This window comes from Phenylobacterium sp. Root1290, assembly GCF_001425305.1.
Lineage (GTDB): Bacteria > Pseudomonadota > Alphaproteobacteria > Caulobacterales > Caulobacteraceae > Phenylobacterium.
The window spans coordinates 492,191-513,859 of the sequence record NZ_LMEE01000002.1; the positions used below are offsets into that span (position 1 = coordinate 492,191).

The 21,669-nt window shown below is 68.5% G+C and carries 20 protein-coding genes, 1 tRNA gene and 1 pseudogene; 17 read left to right on the forward strand and 5 right to left on the reverse strand.

Annotated features, from left to right (window positions below):
• The first annotated feature begins 78 nt into the window (after nt 1–78).
• From ASC79_RS11800 to ASC79_RS11835, 8 genes are all read left to right on the forward strand, one after another.
• Complete coding sequence (locus tag ASC79_RS11800) at nt 79–933, forward strand: bifunctional 2-polyprenyl-6-hydroxyphenol methylase/3-demethylubiquinol 3-O-methyltransferase UbiG (RefSeq protein WP_056016231.1); 855 nt, start codon at nt 79–81, stop codon at nt 931–933.
• 115 nt (nt 934–1,048) lie between these two features.
• A complete protein-coding gene (locus ASC79_RS11805; RefSeq protein ID WP_056016234.1) occupies nt 1,049–3,265 on the forward strand; it encodes a TonB-dependent siderophore receptor in 2,217 nt (738 codons plus the stop codon).
• 2 nt (nt 3,266–3,267) lie between these two features.
• Complete coding sequence (locus ASC79_RS11810; protein WP_200937181.1) at nt 3,268–3,612, forward strand: hypothetical protein; 345 nt, start codon at nt 3,268–3,270, stop codon at nt 3,610–3,612.
• On the forward strand, nt 3,609–5,204 hold the full coding sequence (locus tag ASC79_RS11815) for a PepSY domain-containing protein (protein WP_156378253.1): 1,596 nt from the start codon (nt 3,609–3,611) through the stop codon (nt 5,202–5,204). Before ASC79_RS11810 ends, ASC79_RS11815 begins: the two co-directional genes overlap by 4 nt.
• Nucleotides 5,201–5,548 (forward strand): DUF3325 domain-containing protein, encoded by a 348-nt coding sequence (locus ASC79_RS11820; RefSeq protein ID WP_056016240.1) that lies wholly within the window; start codon nt 5,201–5,203, stop codon nt 5,546–5,548. Before ASC79_RS11815 ends, ASC79_RS11820 begins: the two co-directional genes overlap by 4 nt.
• A gap of 127 nt (nt 5,549–5,675) precedes the next feature.
• On the forward strand, nt 5,676–6,851 hold the full coding sequence (locus ASC79_RS11825; RefSeq protein WP_056016244.1) for a TetR family transcriptional regulator: 1,176 nt from the start codon (nt 5,676–5,678) through the stop codon (nt 6,849–6,851).
• A gap of 122 nt (nt 6,852–6,973) precedes the next feature.
• Nucleotides 6,974–9,253: a TonB-dependent receptor gene (locus ASC79_RS11830; RefSeq protein ID WP_056016247.1), complete on the forward strand. Its 2,280-nt coding sequence runs from the start codon at nt 6,974–6,976 to the stop codon at nt 9,251–9,253.
• A 13-nt stretch (nt 9,254–9,266) separates the two neighbouring features.
• On the forward strand, nt 9,267–10,454 hold the full coding sequence (locus ASC79_RS11835; protein WP_056016250.1) for a Ca2+-dependent phosphoinositide-specific phospholipase C: 1,188 nt from the start codon (nt 9,267–9,269) through the stop codon (nt 10,452–10,454).
• A 48-nt stretch (nt 10,455–10,502) separates the two neighbouring features.
• Here the strand turns inward: ASC79_RS11835 and ASC79_RS11840 are convergent.
• A tRNA-Leu gene (locus ASC79_RS11840) sits at nt 10,503–10,587 on the reverse strand.
• Between the two features lie 170 nt (nt 10,588–10,757).
• Between ASC79_RS11840 and ASC79_RS11845 the strand changes: the two genes are divergently transcribed.
• The 3 genes from ASC79_RS11845 (at nt 10,758) to ASC79_RS11855 (ending at nt 13,353) form a co-directional block, all read left to right on the forward strand.
• Complete coding sequence (locus ASC79_RS11845) at nt 10,758–11,078, forward strand: FeoA family protein (RefSeq protein ID WP_056016255.1); 321 nt, start codon at nt 10,758–10,760, stop codon at nt 11,076–11,078.
• A gap of 2 nt (nt 11,079–11,080) precedes the next feature.
• Nucleotides 11,081–12,952: a ferrous iron transporter B gene (locus tag ASC79_RS11850; protein WP_056016258.1), complete on the forward strand. Its 1,872-nt coding sequence runs from the start codon at nt 11,081–11,083 to the stop codon at nt 12,950–12,952.
• A gap of 92 nt (nt 12,953–13,044) precedes the next feature.
• Nucleotides 13,045–13,353, forward strand: a complete 309-nt coding sequence (locus tag ASC79_RS11855; RefSeq protein ID WP_056016262.1) for a hypothetical protein — start codon at nt 13,045–13,047, stop codon at nt 13,351–13,353.
• Between the two features lie 4 nt (nt 13,354–13,357).
• On the opposite strand, the gene ASC79_RS11860 is transcribed toward ASC79_RS11855, so the two are convergent.
• The 4 genes from ASC79_RS11860 to ASC79_RS11875 are packed head-to-tail and all read right to left on the reverse strand — an operon-like array spanning nt 13,358 to nt 16,179.
• On the reverse strand, nt 13,358–13,879 hold the full coding sequence (locus tag ASC79_RS11860; protein WP_056016265.1) for a MarR family winged helix-turn-helix transcriptional regulator: 522 nt from the start codon (nt 13,877–13,879) through the stop codon (nt 13,358–13,360).
• Nucleotides 13,876–14,883, reverse strand: a complete 1,008-nt coding sequence (locus tag ASC79_RS11865; protein ID WP_056016269.1) for a fumarylacetoacetate hydrolase family protein — start codon at nt 14,881–14,883, stop codon at nt 13,876–13,878. The genes ASC79_RS11860 and ASC79_RS11865 overlap by 4 nt, the downstream gene beginning before the upstream one ends.
• Nucleotides 14,884–15,159, reverse strand: coding sequence for a hypothetical protein (locus ASC79_RS11870; RefSeq protein ID WP_056016272.1), 276 nt, complete (start codon nt 15,157–15,159; stop codon nt 14,884–14,886). It abuts the gene before it with no gap.
• A 9-nt stretch (nt 15,160–15,168) separates the two neighbouring features.
• The gene (locus ASC79_RS11875) at nt 15,169–16,179 is read right to left on the reverse strand and encodes an isoaspartyl peptidase/L-asparaginase family protein (RefSeq protein ID WP_082532086.1); all 1,011 of its coding nucleotides are present in this window, start codon (nt 16,177–16,179) and stop codon (nt 15,169–15,171) included.
• A gap of 196 nt (nt 16,180–16,375) precedes the next feature.
• Between ASC79_RS11875 and ASC79_RS11880 the strand changes: the two genes are divergently transcribed.
• The 6 genes and pseudogenes from ASC79_RS11880 to ASC79_RS11905 form a co-directional block, all read left to right on the forward strand.
• Nucleotides 16,376–16,954 (forward strand): YqaA family protein, encoded by a 579-nt coding sequence (locus ASC79_RS11880; protein ID WP_056016278.1) that lies wholly within the window; start codon nt 16,376–16,378, stop codon nt 16,952–16,954.
• 40 nt (nt 16,955–16,994) lie between these two features.
• Nucleotides 16,995–17,513, forward strand: a complete 519-nt coding sequence (locus ASC79_RS11885) for a disulfide bond formation protein B (protein WP_056016281.1) — start codon at nt 16,995–16,997, stop codon at nt 17,511–17,513.
• On the forward strand, nt 17,510–18,073 hold the full coding sequence (locus ASC79_RS11890; protein WP_056016292.1) for a demethoxyubiquinone hydroxylase family protein: 564 nt from the start codon (nt 17,510–17,512) through the stop codon (nt 18,071–18,073). The genes ASC79_RS11885 and ASC79_RS11890 overlap by 4 nt, the downstream gene beginning before the upstream one ends.
• A complete protein-coding gene (locus ASC79_RS11895) occupies nt 18,070–18,714 on the forward strand; it encodes an N-acetyltransferase (RefSeq protein WP_056016295.1) in 645 nt (214 codons plus the stop codon). Before ASC79_RS11890 ends, ASC79_RS11895 begins: the two co-directional genes overlap by 4 nt.
• Nucleotides 18,711–18,989 carry a DUF1294 domain-containing protein gene (locus tag ASC79_RS11900; protein ID WP_056016300.1) on the forward strand — a complete coding sequence of 93 codons (279 nt, stop codon included), beginning with the start codon at nt 18,711–18,713 and terminating at the stop codon, nt 18,987–18,989. The genes ASC79_RS11895 and ASC79_RS11900 overlap by 4 nt, the downstream gene beginning before the upstream one ends.
• A 118-nt stretch (nt 18,990–19,107) precedes the next feature.
• Nucleotides 19,108–21,660, forward strand: a pseudogene (locus ASC79_RS11905) (TonB-dependent receptor); the annotation flags it as partial.
• Nucleotides 21,661–21,669: the final 9 nt, after the last annotated feature.

Below are 21,669 nucleotides of genomic sequence, written 5' to 3' on the forward strand. Positions count from 1 at the left end.
TATAGCGCTTATCTGGCGGCGAGGACCGGCTGAACGCAGCCTCCATGGGTTCTCGACTGACCGCGGAGATAGGCCCCCATGAGACGCGACCTGCACGAAGCCAATCGGCTCTCCTGGAACGAGGCCACCCGCGCCCACAACAGCCACAAGGGCGACCAGGCGGCGTTCTTCCGGGCCGGCGGCTCGACGCTGTATCCCGAAGAGCTGGAGATGCTGGGCGACATCGCCGGTCGAAGCCTGCTGCACCTGCAGTGCAACTCCGGCCAGGACAGCCTGAGCCTAGCGCGGCTGGGCGCGCAGGTGACGGGCGTCGACATCTCCGACGAGGCGATCGCCTTCGCCCAACAGTTGTCGGTCAGCAGCGGCGTTCCGGCGACGTTCGAACGCTCCGACCTGTTGGACTGGTTCGACACGGCGCGGGCGAGCGGGCGAACATTCGAGCGCGTGTTCACCTCATACGGCACGATCTGCTGGCTGTCGGACCTCAAGGCCTGGGCGCGCGGCGTCGCCGACATGGTGGCGCCAGGCGGACGGTTCGGGATGGTCGAGTTCCATCCCTTCGCCATGGTGTTCGATCCGCAGTGGACGCCGCGCCACGACTATTTCGTCGACGGGCCGATTCCCGAACCGGACGGCGTCGGCGACTACGTGGCCGAGTCCGGCGAGACCTTGGCGCTGGACGCCTATCACCCTGGCGTCGAGGATTTTCGCAATCCGAACCCGGCGTTCGAATTCTACTGGGGCGTCGGCCAGGTGGTCAGCGCACTGGTCGAGGCCGGCCTGACCATCGAGCGGCTCGAGGAATATCCCTACGCCAACGGTTGGGCCGGGTTCGCGGACATGCGCGACCTGGGCGGCGGGCGGCTGGCTCCGCCGGCGCACCTGCCCCGCATCCCGCTGATGTACGGCCTTTCTGCAACTCGGCACGGCTAAGCCCGCCGCCCCAAGATGCGAATGAAACTAATAATCGCTTGCAACTAAGCGTCCAGACGCTTACCCCGCCCCCGAAATAAGCGCCGCCCATCGGCGGTCAGCATCGGGGGTACTCTTGTCCAGTTCGCGTTCCACGTTCCGCCCGGCCGCCTTGGCCGTTGTCCTGCTGTCGGGCACCGCCCTGACCTCTCCGGCTTTCGCCGATGACGCGGCCGACGCCACCGTCGAGGGCGTCGTCGTCACCGGGGTGAAGGAAGGCTACGCGGCCAAGACGACGGAGTCGGCCGCCAAGCTGCCGCTGTCGCTGCGCGAAACCCCGCAGTCGGTGACCGTGATCACCCGCGAGCGGATGGACGACTTCGGCCTGGTCACCATCGCCAACGTGCTGGAGCAGACCACCGGCATCACCGTGCAGGAGAACGATTCCAACCGCGTGAACTTCTCCTCGCGCGGCTTCTCAATCTCGAACTTCCAGCTCGACGGCGTGCCGACAGCCTACTCGTCAGGCAACAGCGTCATGGGCGACACGGTCCTCTACGACCGCGTCGAGGTCGTGCGCGGCGCCACCGGCCTGGTGACCGGCTCGGGCGATCCCTCGGCCACGGTCAACCTGCTGCGCAAGGCCCCGACCCGCGAGTTCGCCGGCTCGGTCAGCGCCCTGGTGGGCAGCTGGAACCGCGGCCGCATCGAGGCCGACGTCTCGGGTCCGATCTTCGCCGACGGCCGCGTGCGGGCCCGTGTCTCCGGCGCCTTCGAGGACCGGGAATCGTACATCGACTTCTACGAGGAGAAGAAGAAGATCGGCCTGGCGGTGATCGAGGCCGACGTCACCGAGACGACCCTGGTCCGCGTGGGCGTCGACTACACCGAGGTGACGCCGAAGGGCACGACCTGGGGCACCACGCCGCTCTACTTCCGCGACGGTTCGGCGACCAGCTTCGACCGCTCCTACAACGCCGCCGCGCGCTGGAGCACCTGGGACCGCAACAGCACCAACCTGTACGCGGTGCTGGAGCAGGAACTTCCGGGCGACTGGAAATTCCGCGCCGCAGTCAACAAGCGAGACAGCGAGTCGACCGCCAAGCTCTACTACGGCTTCGGCGGCTATCCCGATCCGAACAACGGTAGCGGCCTGACGGTCGCCGACTACTTCAATGTCTACGAGCAGGAAGAGACGGCGTTCGACGTCTATGCCAGCGGTCCGTTCCAGCTGTTCGGCCGCAAGCATGAGCTGGTCATCGGCGCCAACGGCTACGACCGCGACGGTACGACGCTGAACGACGCGGTCGATGCGTCCAAGCGCCCCTACGCGATGACCATTCCCAACATCTTCACCTGGGACGGGCGCATCCCCGAACCGGTGGTGCTGCGCTACGGCACGCCGGCGTCGATCGACCACATCAAGGAGACGGGGATCTACGGCGCCCTGCGGTTCAATCCGACCGACCGCCTGAAGGTGATCGTCGGCGCGCGCAGCAGCCAGTACGAAACCAAGAGCGACCGCTACAACCTGGCGGGCGCCTACGTCAGGACGGCCAACGCCTACTCGGAAGACAAGGTCACGCCGTACTTCGGGGCGATCTTCGACATCACCTCGCAGATCTCGGCCTATGTCAGCTATTCGGACCTGTTCAAGCCGCAGGCCAACAAGGACAAGAACAACGAGCAACTGGCGCCGGTCATCGGCGCCAACTACGAAGGCGGCCTGAAGGCCGAGTTCTTCGATGGCCAGCTCTACGCGGCCGTGGTCGGCTTCTACGTCCAGCAGGACAATCTGGCTGAGGTCGACCCGACCGTGCCGGACGGCTTCATCCTGCCGGACGGCGGGACCGCCTATCGCGCGGTGACCGGCGCCGAGACCCGCGGCTTCGAGGCCGAGATCACCGGCCAGCTGACCCCGCGCTGGCGCGTGGCCGGCGGCTACACCTACGCCTACACGGAGAACGCGGCGAAGGTGCGGATCAACACCCTCAATCCGCGCAATATCGCCCGCATCTATACGAGCTATGACCTGTCTGGACCGCTCGAAGGCCTGACCATCGGCGGCGGCCTGAACTGGCAGAGCGAGATCTTCACCGCCGCCAGCATTCCGGTTCCAGGCAACACCAGCGCCCCGGGGACCAACCCGCCGCTCCTGCGGGTCAATGTCTCGCAGGACTCGTACGTGCTCGCCAACCTGATGGCCCGCTACCGCTTCAACGAGAAGCTCAGCGCCACGCTCAATGTCGATAACCTGTTCGACGAGACCTACTATCGCCGCGTCGGCTTCTACAATGGCGGCTACTACGGCGAGCCGCGGAAGGTGACGCTGACCCTGCGGGCCGCGTTCTGACCATGAGCGTCGCGCAGACCGCGCCGCCGCCGGCGGCAAAGCGCAAGGGGCCCAAGGGCCCCACCTTGCGCCAAAGGCTGGACGTGGCCGCCCGCGCCGTGGCGGCCATCGTCGTCGGCTATGTCTTCGCGTCGCTCTCGACCGCCGTGCTCGCCCGGCTGCTGCCGGGCGGGACGGAGGAAGCGACCATCGCCGCGACCCTGCTGTCCTTCGCCGTCTACACCGCCGTCGTCATCTGGGCCTTCGCCGACCCGAAGACCTGGCGCGTGTGGCTGGGCCTGGCCGGCGGCAGCGCGGCGCTGGCCGCCATCCTGTGGATCTCGCTGATCGTGGAGCCGCGCCTGTGAACGGGTCCTTCCGCCAATCCATGGCCTGGCTGCACACCTGGAGCGGCCTGCTGGTCGGTTGGGTGCTGCTGGCCATGTTCCTGACCGGAACGGCCACCTATTTCCGTCCCGAGATCACCCGCTGGATGGAGCCGGAAACCGGCATGCCGGCGGACTATCACATCGCCGCGGCGGGCGCGGCGGCGTACCTGTCGAAGGTGGCGCCGGACGCCAAGAGCTGGTCGATCACCCTGCCCGACGAGCGCCAGGCGACGGCCAGCGTCTTCTGGCAGCCGCAGCCCAAGCCGGGCGAAGAGGAACGACCGCGTCGGCGCGGCCGCAACCGCGACACCCAGGCGACGCTGGACGCGGCCACCGGCGATGTGGTCAAGCCGCGCGAGACCCGCGGCGGCGAGTTCTTCTATCGCTTCCACTTCCAGATGCACTACCTGCCGGTCATCTGGGGCCGCTGGTTCGCCGGCCTCTGCGCGATGTTCATGCTGGTGGCGATCGTGTCCGGCGTGATCACCCACAAGCGCATCTTCAAGGACTTCTTCACGTTCCGCCCGACCAAGGCCGCGCAGCGCTCGTGGCTGGACGCCCACAACATGACCGCGGTCCTGGCCCTGCCGTTCCACGCGATGATCACCTATACGGGCCTGGTCACGCTGATGGCGCTGTACATGCCCTGGGGCGTGCTCGCGAACTACAGTTCCGACGACGCCTACTTCAAGGCGGTGTTCCCGCGCGCCGAGGAGATCGAGCGCAGCGGAGTGGCGGCCCCGCTCGCCCCCCTGCCCAAGGTGATCGACGAGGCCTCCAAGGCCTGGGGCGGCGGCCGTCCCTGGATCATCAACGTCAGCAACCCCGGCGACGCCACGGCCCGCATCGAGGTGACCCGGCATTCGGGCGACAAGCTGTCCTACCGCGGCGGTTCGCTGACCTTCGACGCCAGCGGCAAACTGCTGACGCGCTCGCCCGAGGCTGGGCCTGCCAATGTCACGGGCGGGGCGATGTACGGCATCCACATGGGCCGCTTCGCCGAGCCGGTGCTGCGCTGGGTCTATTTCCTGTGCAGTCTGGCCGGCTGCGCCATGGTCGCCACGGGCCTGGTGCTGTGGTCGGTCAGCCGCCGCCAGAAGCTGCCTGATCCCGAGCGCCCGCACTTCGGCTTCCGCCTGGTCGAGAAGCTGAACATCGGCACGATCGCCGGCGTGCCGGCCGGCATGGCCGCCATGCTGTGGGCCAACCGCCTGCTGCCGGTCGAGATGGCCAGCCGCTCGCCCTGGGAGGTGCACAGCATGTTCATCCTCTGGGGCGGGATGATCCTCTACGCCTGCCTGCGGCCGAACAAGAAGGCCTGGATGGAGACCCTGGGCCTGGCGGCGTTCATGGTCGCGGCCCTGCCGATCGTCAGCGCCGTCACGACGCCCGAGCGCAACATCTTCGCCAACGCCATGCGCGGCGATGGGGCGATGGTCGCCTTCGACCTGACCCTGGTCGCGCTTGGCGCCCTGCTGGCCTTCTGCGGCTGGAAAGCGGCCCGCTACAAGCCGGTCGCCAAGCCCAAGCGCAAGGCGCCCGCGCCCACCGTCGCCACGGAGGCCGCATGATCCACCTCGCCATGCTGCTCTTGGCCTATGCCGGCTTCGTCGGCATCTGCGTCTCGATGGCCAAGCACCAGCCCGAACTGCTGGGTCGCAAGCTCGAACCGCTGCGCCAGCGCCAGGTCCGCTGGGGCGGGGCCGCGGCTCTCGCCGCCGCCTATGCCTGCGCCGTCCTGGCCGACGGCTGGAAGTTCGGCTCGGTCGAGTGGTGCGGGGCGATCTCGCTGGCCGCCCTCACCCTGACCCTGGCGGCCCCCTATCGCCCCAGGCAGGCCGCCCAGGCCGGCGCAGGCGCGGCCCTCGTCGGGGCGATGCTGCTGGCCAGCGCCCTGTTGCTGTCGATCAAGTAGGAGCAGCAAGGCCTTCGCCGGGTAGAGGGCTCCACGCCGATGTTCTCGGTGGCGTCCTAGTGCTCGCGTGCTCTATCGGGGGAATGGCGCCGGCCAGCCGGACCTCGCAGATGGAGCCGAAGGACCGATGAGCCAGGCCGAGCCGATCACCGCCGCGCCGGCCGTCCGCATCCTGGAGACCGCGCGCCTGCGGCTGGCCGAGGGCGGTTTCGGCGATCTCACCTTGCGCCCCCTGGCCGAGGCCAGCGGAAGCACCGTCGCGGCCCTGACCTACCACTTCGGCTCCAAGGGCCAGCTGATCGAACGCCTGGTCCGGCAGGAACGCCTGGCCGATGCGGACCGCCACGCCGAGTTCGCGGCGCGCTACTCCGCCCTGCCGAAACTGACGCCGCCTGGCCTCGCCGCGCTGGTCGAGGCCTATCTGGACGAGGCGTCCGGCCCTGCCCGCGTGACCAGCATGATCTGGAGCGAACTGCTGCTGCAGGCTGCGGCCGACCCGGAGGCGCGGGCCCTGGCGGCCCCCTGGATCGACGACCGCCGCGCCTTCTGGCGCGATCTGCTCGAGCATCGGATCGACGCGCCGGAGACATGGGCGGCGGTGGTCCTCGGCTACGTGACCGACGAAACCATCCATAGCCTCGCCCAGGGCCAGGACCCCGACTACCGGCTGCTGCGGCGCATGGGCGTCGAGCGGCTGACCACCCGCGGCGCTGGCCGCGATCTCTCGCATCCCGACCTGTTCGACGCCGTGGTGCGCAGGCTCGACCCCGCGCTCGCCTTGCCCGGCGCCTCCTCGCCGGACGAACCGTTCTCGCCGCGGGCGCGGCTCATCGCCCTGGCCGCCGGCGAGGTGATCGTGGCGCAGGGGGCCGAGGCCGTGACCCACCGCGCGGTCGGCGAACGCGCCCAGACCCCGGCGTCATCGGTGGCCTATCATTTCCGCACACGCCTGGACCTGCTGCGGGCCGGGCTGACCGTGATCTATCGCGTCGCCCAGGGCCGGCTGGCGCCGCGGCCCGACCAGGCAGAGCTGGAAGGCTTCGTCGCGCGGGGCACGGCCTCGGTAGCCCTGGCCGCGGCCCGCGCCCCGGAACTGGCGCCCTTCGCCGCCGACCTGCGACGCCTGCGCGGCGAAAACCTCCGCCGCCGACTGGTCGAACGCCTGGGCGAGCGAAGCGACATCGACCTCTGCATGGCCCAGGCCGCCTCGATCGCCCGTCTGGGCGCGACCCTCATCACCCTCGCCGCCGACGAGCCACGCGAGAAGGTGGACGGGCTGGTGGAGTGGCTCACCAGTATCTGAACAAATGTTCTGTGCAAGCGGCATCACGAGCGCGATGCGTCGCAAATATTTCGCACAACTGTTTTCCTGAGAGCTGAGCAGAACCCCTAGAAGGCCCGCGTCCGAGCCACAGGGGATCAAAGATGCTCAAGACCGCGCACATCGGCCGCCACACGCTGCGGGCGCTTCTCGCCATCGGCGTCAGCGCCATCGCAACTGAACAAGCGTTCGCCCAAGCGGCCGCCGCCGACCCGCTCGCCATCGAGGAAGTCGTCGTCACCGCCCAGAAGCGCGAGCAGAAGCTGAAGGACGTGCCGATCTCGATCGCCGCCTTCGGCGCGGCCAATATCGAGCAGCAGAACTTCACCGACTTCGAACGGCTCTCGACCCGTACGCCGGGCTTCTTCGTCCAGCAGCAGACCGACTCGGCGGCCAGCTTCGTCATGCGCGGCATCGAGGCCGGCAACGCCGGGGCCGTTTCCGAACCCAGCATCTCGTTCTTCCTGAACGACGTCGACACCAGCCGCTCGCGCGGGATGCTCAAGGAGCTGTTCGACATCGAGCGCGTCGAGGTCGCCAAGGGCCCGCAGGGCACGCTGTACGGCCGCGGCTCACAGATCGGCGCCGTCGCCGTCGTCACCCGCCGTCCCGACCTGTCGCGCACGGGCTGGTCGGTCGAGGGACAGTATGGCTCGTACAATCTCTACAGCCTGACCGGCACGGCCAACGTGCCGATCATCGAGGACGAGCTTGGCCTGCGCGTCTCGGTCCGCCGCCGCGAGCGCGAGGGCTACATGACCAACATCGCCGGCGGGAAGAAGCTGAACGATGACGACCTGTGGGCGGCGCGCGCCTCGCTGCGCTGGGCGCCGAGCGCCGACCTGACCTTCGACCTGATCCTCGACCATCAGGCCGACAACGACTCGGCCGCGGCGACCAAGGCGATCAACATCGCCTCGCCCGGCGGCGATACCGACTGGTTCAGCGACGCCGGCCAGAACCGCTATCAGCCGCCGCAGAAGCGCCGCCAGACCGGCGCGACCCTGCTGGCCGACTGGGACTTCGCCGACGGCTGGAACCTCAAGTCGATCAGCGCCTGGCGCGAGGTGGACTTCGCCGAATCCTGGGACGTCGACGGCACGACCTACGAATTCCTGATCGGCCGCAATCTGGCGGACGACCAGTCCATCCTCAGCCAGGAATTCCGCCTGGCCTACGACACCGGCGGCCCGTTCCGCGCGGTCGGCGGCGTCAGCTTCTACAAGGACAAGACGTTCAACCAGTCGGAGTTCGTGATCAACGAGCAGCTTCTGCTGGCCGGCTTCCCGCGCGGCACGACGCCGGTGACCCGCTTCCCTGTGCCCGGCACCAGCCTGGTGCTGCCGGTGACCACCGGCAACTCGACCCTCTCGGACACCCGCAACAACCGCGAAAGCTGGTCGGCCTACATCAACGGCGGCTACGACATCACCGAGCGCCTGGTGCTGGACGCGGGCGTGCGCTTCACCCACGACGAGGCGACGGTCCGCAACTCTTCGCTGGTCACCACCGTCGACGGCGTCCGCCCGATCGCGCTGCCCAACGGCCTGTCCAACTCGCTCGGCCAGGAGTTCGCCAACAGCCGCGACTACGACTTGGTCCAGCCGCGGATCGCGCTGACCTATCGCCTCACCGACCAGGTCAACGTCTATGCCGGCGCCTCGCGCGGGCTGAAGGCCGGCTATCCGCAGACGACGTTCGGCGCGCCGGTCAACGGCCAGCCGACCCCGACCTTCAGCGAGGTGAAGACCGAGGAGGTGGTCAACTTCGAGGTCGGCGCCAAGGGCACGTTCATGGACCGGCTCTACTTCGAGGCCGCCGCCTTCACCTACGACTACAACGACTTCCAGACCCGCGCCGTCGACCTGACCCTGGGCGTGGTCAACGCCGGCAAGGCCTCGGCCTGGGGCGTGGAGCTGAACGGCGGGCTGAAGGTGACGCCGGAGCTGACCCTCTCGGGCGCCTACGCCTACCTGCACACCCAGTACGACGAGTTCCGCGAAGTGGTCGGCGGCCAGCCGGTCGACCGCTCGGGCAACGTGTTCCGGATGGCCCCAGAGCACACCGCCTCGGTCAGCGCCGACTATCGCCGCCCCGCGTTCGGCGACTGGGACGGCTTCGTGAACGCCAACTACGCTTGGCGCTCGGAGTACTTCCTGAACAACGACAACCTCGAGAGCGAGATGCAGAAGGCCTTCGGCCTGGTCGATCTGCGCCTGGGGCTGGAGAGCGCAAGCGGCGTGTTGCTGGAAGCCTACGCCGAAAACCTGCTGGGCCAGGACTGGGTCCGCGACGTCGGCAACGGCGGCAAGTTCTTCGGCGTCCCCACCTCGATCCGCGCCAACCCGCGCATGGTCGGCGTGCGCGTGCGCATCACCCGCTAGTTCGAGACATCCCATGAAGACGATGATGACCAGCCTCGCCGCCCTGGCGTTCGCCTCGACCGCTGCGGCGGCGCCGGGCGATGACCTGAAGCTCAACCAGATCCAGGTGGTGGGGACCCACAACAGCTACAGCCAGCCGGCCGATCCGCGGGTGTTCGCGGTGATGAAACCGCTGATCCAGCCGACCCTGGACGGGATGATGAAGATGATGCCCCCGGCCATGGCCGCGCGCTTCGCCGACGAGCATCCCAACCCGCTCGGCGCCGACCTGCAGGCCGGTCTCGAATACGTCCACCCGCCGGTCGAGATGCAGCTGCGCGCCGGCCTGCGCAGCCTGGAGTTCGACCTCAATGTCGACCACGAGGGCGGCCGGTTCTCCGATCCCCTCGCCTATCGGCTGCTGCGGGAAAAGGGCGCCAAGGACCTGGCCCCGCTCTATTCCGACGCCCTCAAGGAGCCGGGCCTGAAGACCCTGCACGCCGCCGACATCGACTTCCGCAGCAGTTGCCCGACCTTCCGCCTGTGCCTGCAGCAGATGCGGGCCTGGTCGGACGCCAATCCTGGCCACTCGCCGGTCTTCGTGCTGCTGGAACCGAAGTTCAACAGCCTGGCGAGCTTCGCGCCCGGCGCCACCAAGCTAATCCCGTTCGACGCCAAGGCCTTCGTCGAGATGGACGCCTCGATCGGCGAGATCATCGGTCGCGACAAGGTGGTCGCCCCCGACGACCTGCGCGGCAAGCACGAGACCCTGGAGAAGGCGGCCCTGGCCGGAGCCTGGCCGACGGTGGGCCAGGCGCGCGGCAAGTTCGTGTTCCTGATGATCGTGCCCGGGATGAACCTGGCGGCCTTCAAGCCCTATCTGGACGGCCACCCCAACCTCGAGGGACGGCTGGCCTTCGTCCAGGGCGAGCCGGGCATGGCCCACGCCGCCTTCACCATGGTCGACAACGCCCTGACCCGCGGCGACGAGATCCGCGACCTGGTGAAGAGCGGCCGCCTGGTGCGTGCGCGCAGCGACATCGACACCTACGAGGCGCGGCAGAACGACGTGAAGCGCCGCGACGCGGTCCTGGCCAGCGGCGCGCAGGTCATCTCGACCGACTATCCCTGGGCGCCGAACATCTTCGGCAACGACTATGCGGTGAAGCCTTTCGAAGGCGGCTTCCGCTGCAACCCGGTGACCGGCGGCGCCTGTCGCTAGACCGCCTGCGGGCCGCTTCGGCGGCCCGTTTTCTTATGAAGAAAGAATTGGTGCGGGCGGTCGGGCTCGAACCGACACTCCTTTCGGAACCGGATTTTGAGTCCGGCGCGTCTACCAGTTTCACCACGCCCGCATGCGTGAGGGGCATCCGTTTATCAAGCGTCGGGGCGGAAGGCTAGCCGCCCGCGGACAGCTGGCGGCGCGCGACGTTTCGCCTCCGCCCGCCCAAGAAACCGGCAAAGCTCTCGACGCCAACTCGCCCTACTGATAATCATTCTCAAGAGTGCGCGTAGGGAAAGCTGGATGAACAATATTTCGACCCGGCCGGGGGCCGACGGAGCCGCCACCGAGGGCGCCGTCGTGCGCCTTTGCGACGCCTCCATGGGCGACGCCGGAACGATCCTGGAAGTCCGCGCCGAAAGCCACTCCACCGCGCATGGCGTCGGTGTCGAGGAACTGCAACGCCGCCTGCTTGAGTTCGGCTTCGTCGAGGGCGCGCGTATCGAGGTGATCCACGAGGGCGCCTTTGGCCGCGACCCGATCGCCGTCCGGTTGGACGACATGCGCGTCGCCCTGCGCCGCCGCGACGCCGAAGACGTGCTCGTGCTGCTGGATAAACGTTGAGTATGAACCAGACCCTGTCTCCGGCCCGCGTCGCCCTGGTCGGCAATCCGAACTCCGGCAAGACCGCCCTCTTCAACGCCCTGACCGGCGCCCGCCAGAAGGTCGCCAACTACGCCGGCGTCACCGTCGAGCGTAAGGAGGGCGTGGTCACCTCGCCCGCCGGCCGCCAGCTGATGGTGCTCGACCTGCCGGGCACCTACTCGCTGCGCGCCCGCAGCCCGGACGAGGCCGTCACCCGTGACGCCGTGCTGGGCCGCCTGGCCGGCGAAGTCCCGCCCGAGATCGTGATCTGCGTGGCCGACGCCACCAATCTGCGCCTGGTCCTGCGCCTGGCGATGGAGCTGAAGCAGGTCGGGCGCCCGATGGTGCTGGCGCTCAACATGTACGACATCGCCCAACGCCAGGGCCTGCGCATCGACCTCGAGGGTCTGTCGCGCGAGATCGGCGCGCCGATCGTCACCACCGTCGCCACGCGCAAGCGCGGCATCGAGGATCTGCTGGCCCAGGTCGACGCCCTGGTCGAGGCCGGCCACCTGGCCGGCGAGAACGTCTGGCGCGAGCCCAACGCCGCCGAGATCCGCCAGGCCCACGCCGAAGCCCAGCGCATCGTGCGGACCTATGTCCGCCCGCCGGAGCATCCCGACACCTGGACCGGCCGCATCGACTCCGTGCTGCTGCATCCGGTGGCCGGCCTGGCGATCCTGTTCGGCCTGCTGTTCCTGATGTTCCAGGCGGTGTTCACCTGGGCCGGTCCGGCCATGGACGCCATCGAGGCGCTGTTCGGCTGGCTGGGCGCGGCCGTGGCCCAGTACATCCCCAACGAACTGCTGCAGAGCCTGGTGGCGGACGGCCTGATCGCCGGGGTCGGCAGCGTGCTGGTCTTCCTGCCGCAGATCCTGATCCTGTTCTTCTTCATCATCCTCCTGGAGGACCTGGGCTACATGGCGCGGGCGGCGTTCCTGATGGACAAGATCATGGGCGGGGCGGGCCTGCACGGGCGCGCCTTCATCCCGCTGCTGTCGTCGTTCGCCTGTGCGATCCCGGGGATCATGTCCACGCGGGTGATCGACTCCAAGCCCGACCGGATCACCACCATCCTGGTCGCCCCGCTGATGACCTGCTCGGCGCGGATCCCGGTCTACACGCTGATCATCGGCGCCTTCATTCCCAACACCCAGGTCTGGGGCCTGTTCAGCCTGCAGGGGCTGGTGATGTTCGGCCTCTACGCGACCGGGATCGTCAGCGCCCTGGTCGTCTCCTTCATCACCCGGCGGATCTTCTGGCGCAGCACCGTAGAGCCGTTCCTGATGGAGCTGCCGACCTACAAGCTGCCCGAGCCGAAGAGCGTGCTGCGCAACCTGCTGGTCCGGGCCCAGATCTTCATCAACCGCGCCGGCCGCATCATCCTGCCGATGATGATCCTGATCTGGGTGCTCTCCACCTTCCCCTATCCGCCGGAAGGCGCGGCCGGACCGGCCATCGACTACAGCTTCGCCGGCATCATCGGGAACTTCATCCAGCCGCTGCTCGCCCCCATCGGGTTCAACTGGCAGATGTCGATCGCCCTGATCCCCGGCATGGCCGCGCGCGAGGTGGCCGTGGCCACCCTGGGCACCGTCTATGCGGTGGGCGACGCCGAGAACAACATCGGGGCCCTGGCCACGACGCTCTCGCAGCACTGGTCGGTGGCGACCGGGCTGTCGTTCCTGACCTGGTACATCTTCGCACCGCAGTGCGCCCCGACCCTGGGCGTCGTGAAGCGCGAGACCAACAGCTGGGTCTGGCCGACGGTGATGTTCGTCTACATGGTGGCGCTGGCCTACATCGCCTCGTTCATCGTCTACCGCACGGCCGTGGCGCTGGGAGGGGGCTGACGCCCTCTCAACCTGAAGGTGGCGTTAATCACGGAAATTAACCCTCCGATAAACCAGGGGTTCTAGCGTTCCATCATTGGGTGGGGACTAGAATGGACCGAGCTCACAAGCAAACGCGCCGCAAGGCGTCCCAGCGTCCGACGAGCGAGCACCTCGTCGAGCGCATCCGCGAGACCCTTCTCTACTTCGGTGGCGAAGCCCATCGTCGTGACGTGATCGCCAACGTCGCGCGCGAAGTGGGGGTCGACGTGAAGAACATCCCGGAAGACTTCGAGAGCGCCGTCATCGTTTCCTTTGAGGAGACTTGGCGCGACGAGGCCCGACGGGCGCTCTACGGCTTCCACCTGCGCTTCGGCGAGGGGTCGCACCGCTGGGGCCTGAAGGCCGCCACCGCGCACTAGGTCCTTATCGGCCGATCAGCCCGGGATCAGCCAGCGGCGGCGCGCCGCCGGCCAGCGCGCCCGCAGCGTGCTGCAGCCGCGTCAGCAGGCGCTTGAGTTGTGCGACCTCGGCCGGCGCCAGTCCGCAGATCAACGCCGCCTCATAGGCCAGGGCCAGGGGCGCGATCTCGGCATGCAGCCGCCGCCCCTCCTCCGTCAGCGTCAGGACGTGCGAGCGTCCGTCGGCCTGGTTCTCCGAGCGGACGATCAGGCGCCGGGCGGTCAGCCCGCGCGCCGCGCGGCTGACGGTGACCTTGTCCATGACCGTGCGCGCGACGATCTCGCGCTGGGTCTGGCCGCCGTCCTCGGCGAGCACGCAGATCAGCCGCCACTGCGGGACGGTCAGGGCGAAGCGGTCTTCGTAGGCCCGGGCGATCAGGCCGCTGACCGCGTTGGAGGCGACCGACAACCGATAGGGCAGATAGGCGTCCAGCTGCAGGGCGGCGGGCGCCTGGTCGTCGTAACTCAGCTGGGACGGACCCGTCATGTGGCGGCCACTCGCTGCTCGATCGCTCCAAAGATGGAATGGCGCCGCGCATCCCGCATCTCAATGCGGACCTCGTCGCCAACCTTCAGGAACGGTGTCTTGGGCGCACCTTGGGCGAGCGTTTCGACCGTACGCAACTCCGCTAGGCAGGAGTAGCCGACACCGCCCTCGGCGACGGTTTTTCCTGGACCGCCGTCCGGGCCGCGATTCGAGACCGTGCCCGAACCGATGATCGTCCCGGCGCCCAGGGCGCGTGTCTTGGCGGCGTGAGCGATCAGCGTCCCGAAGTCGAAGGTCATGTCGACACCGGCGTCGGCGGCGCCCAGCGGCGCGCCGTTCAACTCCACCTCCAAGGCCCCGCTGAGCTTGCCGTCCTTCCAGGCCTCCCCGAGCGCGTCGGGCGTCACCGCCACCGGCGAGAAGGCCGAGGCCGGCTTGGACTGGAAGAAGCCGAAGCTCTTGCCGATCTCACCGGGGATCAGGTTGCGCAGCGAGACGTCGTTGCACAGCATCACCAGTCGGATGGCGGCCAGGCCCTGCTCGCGGCTGGCGCCCAGCGGCACGTCGCCGGTGACGACGGCGATCTCGCCCTCCATGTCGCAGCCCCAGGCCTCGTCGGCCAACGGGATCACATCGCGCGGCCCGAGGAAGCCGTCGGAACCGCCCTGGTACATCAGCGGGTCGGTCCAGAAGCTGTCGGGCATGTCGGCGGCGCGGGCTTTGCGCACCAGGGCCACGTGGTTCACGTAGGCCGAGCCGTCAGCCCACTGATAGGCCCGCGGCAATGGGCTGGCCGCCTCGTGTTCATGGAACCGCTCACGCGGGACGGAGCCGTGCTCCAGGCTCTCGGCCAGGCCGCGCAGCAGCGGCTCGGTCCTTTCCCAGTCGTCGAGGGCGGCCTGCAGCGTGGGGGCTATGGCGCTCGCATCGGCGCACCAGGCAAGGTCCTGCGAGACGACGACCAGACGGCCGTCACGTCCCCCCTTCAGAGAGGCGAGCTTCATTCATTCCTCCCGGCCCACCGTACGTGTCACGCGCACGCCGTTTTCGTAGGCTTCGGGGGAGTAGACCACGACCTCGACGCAGATGTCTCCGCCCGGCTGGTCCACCCACAAATAATTGCGCTCGAAGCAGACCTCCCGGCCAGCGGGGGTGTAGCCCTCATAGGTGTCGCCCCAAGGCGTGCAGGCGGCCATGTCGCGCCGGCCCAACGAGCAGGCGCGTTCCATTTCCTCGTCGGCGGCTTCGGTCAGGTCGAGTTGCGGGTCGATATGGGCCATGGCCCTAACTTAGGGCTCGTCCTTGTAGATGCCCACCGTCAGCGGACGGCCATCGACCGCCGCCGCGCGATACATGCCCGAGGTGTTGTAGCTCCAGGCGATCTGACCGTCGGGTGCCACCGCGATGATCCCGCCGTCGCCGCCCAGGGCGGTGAGCTTCTTCTGGACGACCTCGTCGGCCGCGGCCTGCAGGCTCAGGCCCTTCAGCTCGACCAGGGCGCAGATGTCGCGCGCCACGGTCAGACGGATGAAGTACTCGCCCGCGCCCGTCGCCGAGACCGCGCAGGAGGTGTTGGAGGCATAGGTGCCGGCGCCGATGATGGGCGAATCCCCGACCCGGCCCCAGCGCTTGCCGGTCGTGCCGCCGGTCGAGGTCCCGGCCGCGACATTGCCCTGGGCGTCCAGCGCCACCACGCCGACCGTGCCGTGCTTGCCCTCGTCGTGCGCCAGACCGTTGGCAGGATCGGGCTGATCCGAGCTCGCCGGCTTGGCCGGGATCGGCAGGTTGTTGGCCTTCAGGAAGTTCTCCAGACTCTTCCAGCGGCGCTCGGTGAAGAAGTAGCTGGGATCGACCTGCTCCAGCCCCTGGGCCTTGGAAAACGCGTCTGCGCCGTCGCCGATCAGCATCACATGCGGCGACTTCTCCATCACCGCGCGAGCCAGCGAGATCGGGTGACGCGTGCGCGTGACGCCGGCCACCGCGCCGGCGCCCATGGTCTTGCCGTCCATGATCGAGGCGTCGAGCTCGTTGCGGCCTTCGGCGGTGAACACCGCCCCGCGGCCGGAATTGAACAGCGGGTCGTCTTCCAGCAGGTGGATGGTCGCCTCGATGGCGTCCATGGCGCTGCCGCCGTCCTTCAGCACCTTGGCGCCGGCCTCGGTGACGCGGGTCATGGCGGCGCGATAGGCCTTTTCCTGCTCCGGCGTCAGCTGGCTGCGCTCGATCACGCCGGCGCCTCCATGCACGACGATCGCCCATTTGGGCGCAGGTTGCGGGGCGGCTTGAACTTGGCTGGTCATCAGAACTGCAATCGCGGCGGCAAGAGTTAGGACGCGCATCGTCCCTCCTTGGCAGGTTTGGGCGAGCCCGGCGCATTTTGTGGAAACATGTCCCGGCGCGGGCCATGTCGGGGGGAGAGGAATTGCCCGAGCGCGCGGACGGAGACAAGCGCCCTTTCGCCTGCTAGCAAGGTTGGGAACGTCGGGCCGGATCAGCATGTTTCGCAAATTGTACGACTGGGTCATGGGTTTGGCCGGTTCTCGCCACGCCCCGACTGGCCTTGCCGTCGTTTCCTTCGCCGAGAGCTCCTTCTTCCCGATCCCGCCGGACGTGATGCTGGCGCCCATGGTGCTGGCCAGACCCGATCGGGCCTTCGTCTATGCCGGCATCTGCACGGCCGCCTCGGTCTTGGGCGGGCTGCTCGGCTATGCGATCGGATTTTATCTCGAACCCGTCGGCATGTGGCTGCTGAGCCTCATGGGCCATCCGGACGGCAAGGCGGCGTTCGAGAAGTGGTTCGCCGACTGGGGCCTCTGGGTGATCCTGATCAAGGGCGCAACCCCGATCCCCTACAAGCTGGTGACCATCACCGCCGGCCTGGCCCAGTTCTCGCTGGTCACCTTCATCTGGGCCTCGGTCCTGACGCGCGGCCTGCGCTTTTTCGCGGTCGCCGCGATCCTGAAGTATTTCGGCCCGGCCATGCTGGCCGAGTTCGAGAAGCGCATCGCCCTCTACGGCACGCTCGGCCTGATCGCGCTGGTCGGCTTGATCGTCGTCCTGAAGGTGCTCATCTGATCGCTTGGGATGGCGCAGCTTTTGAGGTCTTATCCCGGCGATGAGCGCGTTTCTTAGACCCTTCCTCGAGCGCTGGCGCCTGTGCGCGCTGATCGCCTCGCTGCTGATGCTGGCGATCGCGCACGGCTTCGAGACCTTCGGCGGCATGGCCCCCTGCGCGCTCTGCCTGCGCGCGCGCGAGGTCTATTGGGTCGCCGCCGCGCTCGCCCTGGCCGGCATGCTGGTCGTGCGCATGCGCGCTGGCGCCCGCTGGCGCTGGGTGTTCGACGCGGGCCTGGCCGCGGTCTTCACCTTCGGAGTTGGGCTCGCGGTCTATCACTCGGGCGTCGAATGGAAGTGGTGGCCCGGCCCCACCGCCTGCTCCGGCGGCGCGGGCGCGGTCAGCGCCGGCCAGATCGCCGATCTGCTGCAGGGCGCCAAGATCGCGGCGCCGGCCTGCGACAAGGCCGCCTGGGTGTTCCTGGGGCTTTCGATGGCCGGCTGGAACGCCCTGGCGTCGCTGGGCCTCGCCGTGCTCAGCCTGCTGGCCGTCCGTCACGAAAGAAGGAAGGCGTCATGAGCGACAAGCCGATCCCCCCGCGCCCCGGCATCGGCGCGACGAGCGACCGTCTCGCCGAGATCCTGCGCGTCGACCACGCCGGCGAACTGGGCGCCGTGCACATCTATCGCGGCCAGCTCGCCGTGCTGCGCGCCGGCAAGGGCCGCGAGCGCATATCCGCTCAGCTCGCGGATATGGAGCAGGACGAGATCGACCACCTCTCGCGCTTCGACAAGCTGCTGAACGAACACAAGGTTCGCCCGACCGCCATGGCCCCGCTCTGGCGAGTGGCCGGCTTCGCGCTGGGCGCCGGCACCGCCCTGTTGGGCGAGAAGGCGGCCCACGCCTGCACCGAGGCGGTCGAGGACGTGATCGAGCAGCACTACGCCGCCCAGATCGCCGAGCTGGAGCACCGCGAGCCCGAGCTCGCCGCCGAGCTGACCAAGTTCCGCGACGAAGAGATCGCCCACCGCGACCATGCGCTGGAGGAAGGCGCCCGCGAGGCGCCCGGCTATCCGCTGCTGGCCGCGGTCATCCGCGCCGGCTGCCGCACCGCCATCAAGATCAGCGAAAAGCTATGACCGACGAGGAGATCCTGGCTCTTCGCAGGGGCGCCGAGACCCCGGTCGCCGCCAGCATGGCCGACATCGGCGCAGTGGCGCAGGATCTCTCGGCCGCGTTCGCCACCGACCCGGTCTTCAACTGGTTCCTGCGCGCCGACGCCCAGCACGACTCCGCGCGGCTGAAGCTGTTCCAGATGCTGCTGGCCATGGGCCTGGCCGACGGCGAGGTGTTCCGCCCCGCCGGCGGCGGCGCGGCCTCCATCTGGCTGCCGTCCGAGAGCCTTGGCCCGACGCCGTTCCTGCAGGAGCTGCGCGCCCTGCCCCGGATCATCGGCGCCACCGGCCTCTCGCGCCTGGCGCGGATGTCGGCCATGCGCAAAATGATGGACGCCCATCATCCGAAGACCCCGCCCCACGCCTATCTCTGGTTCCTGGGCGTGCGCCCGGACGCCCAGGGCCTGGGCGTCGGCTCGCGCATGCTGGCCCACGGCCTGGCCCGCGTCGACGCCAAGGGCCTGCCCGCCTACCTGGAGTCCTCCAGCCCCGCGAACGTGCCGCTCTACCGCCGTCACGGCTTCGAGGTGGTCGAGGTGCTGAAGGCCAAGCCCGACGCGCCGGAGATGTGGGCCATGTGGCGCGAGGCCCGCACCCCCGAGTGACCCTCGTCCTCGGCTATCTGGCGCTCGCCAATCTTGTTTCGTTCGCCGTCATGGGCTGGGACAAGGCGCGCGCCGAGCGTGGCGAGCGGCGAATCCCCGAGCGGACCCTGCTGACCTTCGCCGCCGCCGGCGGCGGGCCGGGCGCGATCATCGCCCAGCAGGTTTTCCGCCACAAGACCCGCAAGCAGCCCTTCGCCAGCGTCCTATACGCGATCCTCATAGCCCAGCTCGCCCTGGCCGTGCTGCTGCTGCGACAGGGCGGCCCGGTTTCGTAATCCGTTCACCGGCCTGTCACCGCACCGTCGTGCGGCCTCCCTACTGCTCCGCCCGTTTTCAGTTCTTGGGGGGGTGCAGATGCCTTTCGTTCCGCGTGCTTACGGTTGCCTTGCTCTACTTCTCGCCGGCACGGCGATCTCGACGCCGGCCTTCGCCAATGACGAGGCGGCTGTCGAGGAAATCGTCGTCACCGGCCAGCGCGAGGCCCAGCGCGCCGCCATCGAGGTGAAGCGCGAGTCCTTCGTCGTCGCCGACGTCGTTTCGGCCGACGACATCGGCAAGCTGCCCGACCACAACACCGCCGCCGCCCTGCGCCGCATTCCCGGCATCTCGGTGATGGAAGACCAGGGCGAACCGCGCTTCCCGGTCATCCGCGGTCTGCGCTCGACCTACAACCGCACCACCATCGACGGCGCCCTGGTCGCCTCGGTCGACGAGAGCGGCCGCACCGTGCCGATGGACATCGTTCCCTCGGTGATGGCCGGCCGGCTGGAAGTCATCAAGACGGTCACGCCCGAGCATGACGGCAACGCCATCGGCGGCGTGATCAACGTCACCACCCGCAGCGCCTTCGACGTCGGCCGGCCGTTCTTCAATGGGATGGCGTCCTACGGCATGTACGAGCGCAGCGGCGACGTGCGCAACGACAAGCCCTCCTACCGCTTGGCCTTCGCCACCGGCACGACCTTCGGCGACAGCGAGCAATGGGGCGTGGTGATCGGCGCCTCGCACGAGCAGCTCGACTACGACATCCCGCAGGTCGAGGCCCAGGACCCGTCGGTGCGCGAGTACACCGCCGCCGGCGCGCCGGTCGCCTCTGGCTCGCCGCTCGGCAACGGCATCCAGGTCCCGACCTTCCAGCGCCTGTTCTGGTATAACAACACCAAGCAGCGCAGCGGCGTGAACGCCAAGATCGAGTACCGCCCGACAGACACCTTCCGCTGGGAAGCCGCCGGCCTGTTCTCGCGCATGGAGGACGACGAGGAGCGGATCGAGTACCGGATCGAGCCTCTCGGCAACGTCGCCAACCAGACCCCGACCAGCGGCTACTTCGCCCGCGGCCGCGAGGTGATCCAGCTGAACCAGCCGATCACCAAGCGCGAGATCGGGCTGCTGCGCACGGGCTTTGAGTGGAACTTCGCCCCGCAGTGGACCGCCACCGGCGATCTCGTCTACTCGCAGGCCGGCCTCGAGGTGCCGAACCACTCGGTCGAGTTCCGCACCGTCGACGCCCAAGGCGCCAACTACGCCTTCAACTACGACACCACCAATCCGCTGTTCCCGGTCTTCACCTCGGTCAATGACGCGGCGGCCCGCAACCCGGCCAACTTCGTCCTCCAGCAGCACCGCGACGCGCTGACCAAGACCGACGAGACTACCGGCCAGGTGCGCTTCGACCTCGCCTTCGACGACGGGAACGCCGACGGCAATCTCAAGGCCAAGTTCGGCGGCCTGCTGCGCACCACCGAGCGCGACTTCAATTCGACCCAGGTCAACTACCGCGCCGGATCGGGCTTCGTGTACACCCTGGCCGAGGTCGACAAGCCCGGCCCCAGCGAGCTGATCGCCGGCCGCTACCTGCTCTCGCCGCGCATCGACGCCGGCGCGGCGATGGACTTCTTCAACGCCAACCGCAGCCGCTTCACCACCACCACGACCGCGCCGACCGGCGACTACAAGGTCCAGGAAGACATCTACGCCGCCTACGCCCAGGCCAGCTACAGCTGGGGCGACCTCACCGTCCTCGGCGGCCTGCGCTACGAGCAGACCGAGGTCGAGTCCGACGCCGTGCGCAGCACTGGCAGGGTGCTCACCCCGGTCAGCAACTCGGGCTCCTACGGCAACTGGATGCCCAGCCTGCACCTGGAGTGGAAGCCGCGCGAGGACGTCATCGTCCGCGCCGCCTGGACCAACACCATCGGCCGTCCCGACTACGGTTCGCTGGCCGCGACCGAGGGCCTGAACTTCGACGGCAGCCAACCGACCCTGTCGCGCGGCAATCCCGGCCTGAAGGCCCGCGAGAGCCGCGGCTTCGACGTGTCGTTCGAGTACTATCCGGCCGACGGCATGATCTCGCTCGCGCTGTTCACCAAGGACATCGAGAACGAGATCTTCACCCTGTCCTCGACCGAGACCCTGGACGTCGGCCGCGGCCCGGAAAGCGTGCTGGTCTCGACTCCGCGCAACGCCGAAAGCGCCAAGATCCGCGGCGTCGAGTTCGCGGTGCAGCAGGCCTTCACCTTCCTGCCCGCGCCGTTCGACGGCTTCGGCTTCAACGGCAACATCACCTGGCTGGACACCGAGTTCACGTTCCTGACCTCGACCGGCCCGCGGGTCACGGGCCTGTTCCAGCAACCGGAGATCACCACCAACGAGTCGATCTTCTACCAGCGCGGTCCGTTCGAGGCCCGGGTCTCGCACAACTACATCGGCGGCCAGCTGGAGACGATCAACGACGCCAACCCAAACTCCGACCAGTACTGGAAGGGCCGGCACGTGTTCGACGCCAGCCTGTCGTGGCGCTTCAACGATCACATGACCGTCTTCGTCGAGGGGCAGAACCTCTCGAACACCGGGCGCCAGGAAGTCACTGGCCCCGGCCGCCGCTACCTGCAGGAGTGGGCGAACTACGGCCGCACCTACTGGGTCGGCGCGGCGGTGAACTTCTAGGAGCCGGCG

Coding starts and splice junctions, on each gene's coding strand:
- ASC79_RS11800 (WP_056016231.1), top strand. CDS start 79: ATGAGACGCGACCTGCACGAAGCCAATCGGCTCTCCTGGAACGAGGCC.
- ASC79_RS11810 (WP_200937181.1), top strand. CDS start 3,268: ATGAGCGTCGCGCAGACCGCGCCGCCGCCGGCGGCAAAGCGCAAGGGG.
- ASC79_RS11820 (WP_056016240.1), top strand. CDS start 5,201: ATGATCCACCTCGCCATGCTGCTCTTGGCCTATGCCGGCTTCGTCGGC.
- ASC79_RS11825 (WP_056016244.1), top strand. CDS start 5,676: ATGAGCCAGGCCGAGCCGATCACCGCCGCGCCGGCCGTCCGCATCCTG.
- ASC79_RS11830 (WP_056016247.1), top strand. CDS start 6,974: ATGCTCAAGACCGCGCACATCGGCCGCCACACGCTGCGGGCGCTTCTC.
- ASC79_RS11835 (WP_056016250.1), top strand. CDS start 9,267: ATGAAGACGATGATGACCAGCCTCGCCGCCCTGGCGTTCGCCTCGACC.
- ASC79_RS11845 (WP_056016255.1), top strand. CDS start 10,758: ATGAACAATATTTCGACCCGGCCGGGGGCCGACGGAGCCGCCACCGAG.
- ASC79_RS11850 (WP_056016258.1), top strand. CDS start 11,081: ATGAACCAGACCCTGTCTCCGGCCCGCGTCGCCCTGGTCGGCAATCCG.
- ASC79_RS11855 (WP_056016262.1), top strand. CDS start 13,045: ATGGACCGAGCTCACAAGCAAACGCGCCGCAAGGCGTCCCAGCGTCCG.
- ASC79_RS11860 (WP_056016265.1), bottom strand. CDS start 13,879: ATGACGGGTCCGTCCCAGCTGAGTTACGACGACCAGGCGCCCGCCGCC.
- ASC79_RS11865 (WP_056016269.1), bottom strand. CDS start 14,883: ATGAAGCTCGCCTCTCTGAAGGGGGGACGTGACGGCCGTCTGGTCGTC.
- ASC79_RS11870 (WP_056016272.1), bottom strand. CDS start 15,159: ATGGCCCATATCGACCCGCAACTCGACCTGACCGAAGCCGCCGACGAG.
- ASC79_RS11875 (WP_082532086.1), bottom strand. CDS start 16,179: ATGACCAGCCAAGTTCAAGCCGCCCCGCAACCTGCGCCCAAATGGGCG.
- ASC79_RS11880 (WP_056016278.1), top strand. CDS start 16,376: ATGTTTCGCAAATTGTACGACTGGGTCATGGGTTTGGCCGGTTCTCGC.
- ASC79_RS11885 (WP_056016281.1), top strand. CDS start 16,995: ATGAGCGCGTTTCTTAGACCCTTCCTCGAGCGCTGGCGCCTGTGCGCG.
- ASC79_RS11890 (WP_056016292.1), top strand. CDS start 17,510: ATGAGCGACAAGCCGATCCCCCCGCGCCCCGGCATCGGCGCGACGAGC.
- ASC79_RS11895 (WP_056016295.1), top strand. CDS start 18,070: ATGACCGACGAGGAGATCCTGGCTCTTCGCAGGGGCGCCGAGACCCCG.